The sequence below is a fragment of the Staphylococcus sp. HMSC065D05 genome (genome assembly GCF_001813195.1).
Classification (GTDB): domain Bacteria; phylum Bacillota; class Bacilli; order Staphylococcales; family Staphylococcaceae; genus Staphylococcus; species Staphylococcus epidermidis.
The window spans coordinates 1-3,906 of the sequence record NZ_KV811724.1; the positions used below are offsets into that span (position 1 = coordinate 1).

4 protein-coding genes and 1 pseudogene are annotated in these 3,906 nt (G+C 29.4%); 1 reads left to right on the forward strand and 4 read right to left on the reverse strand.

Annotation, left to right across the window (positions count from 1 at the left end):
• Window positions 1-103: 103 nt before the first annotated feature.
• From HMPREF2897_RS13240 to HMPREF2897_RS01290, 3 genes and pseudogenes are all read right to left on the reverse strand, one after another.
• Window positions 104-238, reverse strand: a pseudogene (locus HMPREF2897_RS13240) (HAD hydrolase family protein); the annotation flags it as partial.
• Between the two features lie 63 nt (window positions 239-301).
• Complete coding sequence (locus HMPREF2897_RS01285; RefSeq protein WP_001077893.1) at window positions 302-862, reverse strand: hypothetical protein; 561 nt, start codon at window positions 860-862, stop codon at window positions 302-304.
• Between the two features lie 204 nt (window positions 863-1,066).
• Complete coding sequence (locus HMPREF2897_RS01290; protein WP_000622776.1) at window positions 1,067-2,611, reverse strand: quaternary ammonium compound efflux MFS transporter QacA; 1,545 nt, start codon at window positions 2,609-2,611, stop codon at window positions 1,067-1,069.
• Between the two features lie 177 nt (window positions 2,612-2,788).
• On the opposite strand from HMPREF2897_RS01290, the gene qacR reads away from it, so the two are divergent.
• Window positions 2,789-3,355 carry a multidrug-binding transcriptional regulator QacR gene (qacR, locus tag HMPREF2897_RS01295; RefSeq protein ID WP_001832666.1) on the forward strand — a complete coding sequence of 189 codons (567 nt, stop codon included), beginning with the start codon at window positions 2,789-2,791 and terminating at the stop codon, window positions 3,353-3,355.
• A gap of 204 nt (window positions 3,356-3,559) precedes the next feature.
• Here qacR and HMPREF2897_RS01300 read toward each other — a convergent pair.
• Window positions 3,560-3,906, reverse strand: a 347-nt coding sequence (locus HMPREF2897_RS01300) for a helix-turn-helix domain-containing protein (protein ID WP_083310204.1), incomplete at its 5' end; no start/stop codon positions are given.

Here is a 3,906-nt window from a genome sequence, read left to right on the forward strand (position 1 = left end):
CAAGAGTTTATAAACTCTTGATACACCTTTTATAATGACAGGACTTCTGATAATCATCAGTTATGTTAAACTCTAACAAAAACTAAATTATCAGAAGAATTATCTAGGGTATTAAACATAGGTAAATCAATTTTCTATCGCCAATAGTATAAACATCATCCATATTAATCTGAAGATAGCTACATAATTCTTTAACAGCATAGCCTTTATTTGTATAAGGCGCCATAAACTCTATTAAATATGGTTTGTTTTGAGGTTTCTATGTTTAATCATTTAATTTTTCATTATATAAATCGAATAATTATAAAAAGTCATCATACTTTTTATTTTTTAAAAATATTTGAAAATTTAATAGTAATCCAATTATAAGATCAAATATCATTATCATTATAATCAAGGCAACTATAATCACTGTGACACTCGTTACATAACAAGCTAGTAATCTCCAGATAAAATTGACATTTTCACCAATTCCATAACTTAACATATTACAAAGTAGTAAAAGAATAATAATACCTATACTGTAAATTAAAATTGTCAGTGTATATTTTTTAATAACTCTATTAGGAAACAATAGTTCATCTATTAGGTTCTTTTTCACCAGTATCTCTCGTTCAATTCTATCTTTGTCACAGATTTTGATTTTACTATTTTTTATTTTTTCCTCTAATAAAATAACCTCGAACGATCTGCTAATTTTTAATAAATATGCAGGAAAAGCTAATGTTAAGCATAATGTAATTAATTCATTTACATTGTTCATGTAACTTATAAAATAGATGAAAGTTGCTACTAGTGCTCCTAAAAATATAGTTATATTAAGTTCTACATCAAATATTTTAAAAATATCTGCTCTATTCATCAGTTAATCATCCTTTCAAGGTTTATTAATACTAATAAATTATTAGATATAGGTATATCATATTATTAATTTAAGAAATTGTCTTTTATAATTTTACTTAATAATAAAAAAGTAGAACCATTTAAAATTAATGGTTCTACTTTTTAACTATTACTAATTTTAAAAATAAACTAATCTACAATATCTAAAAATATATGTTTAGTACTATTTTTGTTTAGTTATATCAAGTGATTTGGGAATTAACAAATAGACAACTATTGAAATGATAATCATGATAATCCCACCTACTAAAGCAGTTGCTACAAAAGCATCATTAAATGATGTTACAGCCTCGTTTGCAAGCTGTTTTATCCCCGTAGCTTTAGCTACTTCGACAGCGCCCACTACAGATTCTTCAGCTACATGAGCTAAATCTCCAACTATACCTTTTGATGAAAAAGATGAAATATCTAAAAATACACGATAAAGCATAGAAGATAGGCTACCAAGTACTGCTACACCAAAAACATTTCCAAGGTCATACATAGACTCTTCAACAGCAGCTGCATTACCTGCTTTTGATGTAGGTGTTTCTAACATTATTAGAGCAGATGCAACTGCTAGTGAAGCCATACCAGCTCCAACTAAAATTAATGCTAAAGCCATTGTAGAATATGATAATGGATGACCAAAGAAATACATAATAAACATGCCAATGGCTGCAATTCCAATTCCGGAAGGTAACACTATTTTCGGTCCAAATCGCGCCGCTAATCCGGGTGCAATTGGTGCAAACACCATATCTCCTATTGCCATAGGTAATAGGTATAAGCCAGCTTTAAAAGGAGAAAGTTCTTCCACAACCTGTAACCATTGTGAAGCTAATAACAAAACAGATGCCATTGCAAACATTGTCATAAATGCAGCAATTGTACCAGCTGAAAATGATCTCTTTTTAAAAAGTCTTACGTCTAACATTGGATCAGAACTTGATAAATTACGTTTAACAAATATCACTATCATGGTAATTGCTAATACTATTACAACCCATGGAATAATATCTGCTAGTCCTTCTTTTGAAAATTCTTTGATACTCCATACCAGTCCAATCATGCCTGCAATTGATAAAATTGTAGAAGGAATATCCCACGAGTGAGACTTTTCTTTTGATAACTTAGACTCTGGTAATAAAAATAAACCTGCTACAACTGCTATTATCGCAAACGGTACATTAATTAAAAATGCCGAGTGCCATGAAAATTGCTCAAGTAAAGCTCCTCCGATAATTGGTCCAAAAACAGCACCTATCGATGAAGCGATTGACCATACAGCTAATGCAGTGGCCCTTTCTTTAGGGTTTTCAAAAATTACTCTTATCATTGAAAGAGTAGTTGGCATTATTAAAGCACCTGCAATACCAAGTAAAAATCGAATAGCTATTACGAACTCTGCACTTTCTGCGAAAAATATAGCTAATGAAACGAGGCCAAATAAAGCAAATCCAGTTAATAATGCTTTTTTTCTTCCCCATTTATCAGCAAAGGCACTCAATGGAATTATAAAGCCAGCTAAAACAAGAGAGTATATATCAACTATCCATAACTGTTGGGTACCAGAAGGCTCTAACTCTCTTACTAATTCCGGTAAAGCCATAATTAATATTGTCATATCCATTGTAACAACAAACAAACTAACAGCTAATACTACTAGTGCAGTCCATCTTTTTTTTGATGTCATCATATCAGTAGTTTTTGTAAAAAATGAAATCATTTAAGTTCCCTCCAATCCTTATAGACCGTGCGATCGGTCTATAAGGATTGTAATCTATTTTTTTACATATTACAACAAAAAATCTTGCGAAATTTAAATGGCTGTATTGTGTTATACAATTATTCTTTGAATTTTTTGTGCTATCATTGATAGTACTTAATACTCATTAAAGGCGTGATGAACTTGAAAGATAAAATACTAGGTGTCGCAAAGGAATTATTTATAAAAAATGGATATAATGCCACTACTACTGGAGAAATTGTTAAATTATCAGAAAGTAGTAAAGGGAATCTTTATTATCACTTTAAAACAAAAGAAAATCTATTTTTAGAAATTTTAAATATAGAAGAATCTAAATGGCAAGAACAGTGGAAAAAGGAACAAATCAAATGTAAAACTAATAGAGAAAAATTTTATTTATATAATGAACTATCTTTAACAACCGAATACTATTATCCACTTCAAAACGCAATAATTGAATTTTGCACTGAATATTATAAAACTAATAGCATTAATGAAAAAATGAATAAATTAGAAAACAAATATATAGATGCTTATCATGTAATTTTTAAGGAGGGTAATTTAAATGGCGAATGGTGTATTAATGATGTTAATGCTGTTAGTAAAATAGCAGCAAACGCTGTTAATGGAATTGTTACCTTTACACATGAACAAAATATTAATGAAAGAATTAAACTTATGAACAAGTTCTCTCAAATTTTTTTAAATGGACTTAGTAAATAATTATATATATATTCTTGAAATACCAATAAATATTATTTCTAAATTACGTTCGTTTTTAAGACAAAATTTCAATAGTACTACACAAAAGGAGAGTGCGAATTCGCACTCTCTTTTCTTGTCTTATTATTAGAATCTCATAATAGATGAATAACATATAATTTAGGACGCTGTGAGAAGATCTCATTTGCATTAACAATCCATTTATCAAGATAATCCCTTACCATTTTTAATTCTATAAACTGTCTGTCTTGTGATATTAACCTCTTTCGCAATCTTACTAATTGCTTTGCCTTCTTCTAACATTTCAACAACACGATGGTAGATAATACGTTTTTGAGGATCTTTAGCATTAGGTGAATATAGTAAAGGGCGTCCTTTATACACACCTTTTTCTTTCGCAACTTGAATACCTTGTGCTTGTCTACGTTTACTTTCATTTCGTTCTTGTTCTGAAACCATTGCTAAGATTTGAACGATTAAATCTTTCATAAATTTATCTAATAGTGGATTACCAATCACTTCATTCATCATAGGTAAACTAGTAATCATCA

Bases quoted from the DNA above. Each gene is read 5' to 3' on its own strand.
- qacR (WP_001832666.1), top strand. From the start codon at position 2,789: ATGAACTTGAAAGATAAAATACTAGGTGTCGCAAAGGAATTATTTATA.
- HMPREF2897_RS01285 (WP_001077893.1), bottom strand. From the start codon at position 862: ATGAATAGAGCAGATATTTTTAAAATATTTGATGTAGAACTTAATATA.
- HMPREF2897_RS01290 (WP_000622776.1), bottom strand. From the start codon at position 2,611: ATGATTTCATTTTTTACAAAAACTACTGATATGATGACATCAAAAAAA.